Source organism: Pseudoalteromonas sp. SS15, from assembly GCF_049257195.1.
Taxonomy (GTDB): domain Bacteria; phylum Pseudomonadota; class Gammaproteobacteria; order Enterobacterales; family Alteromonadaceae; genus Pseudoalteromonas.
This window is the reverse complement of record NZ_JBMMUD010000009.1, coordinates 204,405-205,799: the sequence shown is the minus strand read 5'-3', so window position 1 is coordinate 205,799 and position 1,395 is coordinate 204,405. Positions and strand designations below refer to the sequence as shown.

At 43.2% G+C, this 1,395-nt stretch carries 1 protein-coding gene; it reads right to left on the bottom strand.

The features are described 5' to 3' along the window. Window positions 1-1,395: hypothetical protein (locus AAEU28_RS17755; RefSeq protein WP_421965303.1), on the bottom strand; the 1,395-nt coding region annotated here is incomplete at both ends.

Sequence of the window (1,395 nt, the reverse complement as noted above, 5' to 3'; positions counted from 1 at the left end):
TCCACAGTCGCTGATTTATTCGTTCCAGATAGTGGAACGTTAACGGTGCTATTTGCTGTATCTGATTCTGTGCGATTGGCACCTATCTTCAGATAATCTTTACCATTCTCATGAGCTGTATTGTCTGAGAGGGTTGCAGCAACTGAGTAACCATCTTTGTTTGCTTCGGTTAAATCTGCAAACGCGTATTGACCATTAACATCTGTGGTTCGCGTGAGTGACACTGCGCGGCCAAACTTATCTTTACCGGTGAGCGTTACCGTAATGTTTGCTAAGGCTTTATCGAGTTCTGCGGTTTCTAGTTCACCATCTTGTAGCGTGTCTAAAAATACATGACCAGAAATTGTGTAAGGGATCGTGTCAAGCTGTTCTGTGAAATCAACACTTACATTACGTGTGCTGCCAGAAAGAACAGCTACTACTGTATTGTTCGGGGTATTCGATGCTTTTTTTGCATTACCTTTGATTAAGTAATCTTTACCACCTTTATGGTTTTTCAGACCTGATGGTGATGCACTAACACTGTAGCCATCAGCGTTCGATTCAGTTAAGTTTGCAAACACATATTGACCATTCACGTCTGTATTGCGAGTAAGCGATACCGTTCGGCCAAATTTGTCTTTACCGCTGAGCGTTACCGTGATGTTTGCTAGCGCTTTATCTAGTTCTGCGGTTTCTAGTTCACCGTCTTGTAGCGTGTCTAAAAATACACGACCAGAAATTGTGTAAGGGATCGTGCCAAGCAGCTCAGTGAAGTCAACACTCACGTTACGTGTATTACTAGAAAGCGCAACGACTACTGTATTGTTAGGGGTATTAGATACAGTTTTAGTATTACCCACAATTAGGTAGTCTTTACCGTCTTTGTAATTGTTCAGGCCAGATGGTGATGCACTGACACTATAGCCATCTATGTTAGCTTCGGTTAAGTCTGCAAACACATATTGACCATTCACGTCTGTATTGCGGGTAAGCGATACCGTTCGGCCAAATTTGTCTTTACCGCTGAGCGTTACCGTAATGTTTGCTAGCGCTTTATCTAATTCTGCGGTTTCTAGTTCGCCATCTTGCAAAGTATCTAGGAAGACTTTACCTGCAATACTGTATTTCACTGGCTTCAGTTTTTCTGTGAAGTCCACGATTGCTGATTTGTTAGTGCCTGATAGTGCAACTTTAATTGCACTGTTCGCCGTGTTTGATGCTATACGAGAGGTACCGATGAGTAGGTAGTCTTTACCGTTCTCATTCTTTGCGTTGCCAGAGAAAGAGGCTGATACGGTATAACCATCGGCATTGGCTTCAACTAGTTTTTCAAACGCATATTGGCCGTTCACATCTGTGGTACGCGAGAGTGACACTGCGCGGCCAAAGATATCTTGACCAGTTAGCGTCACG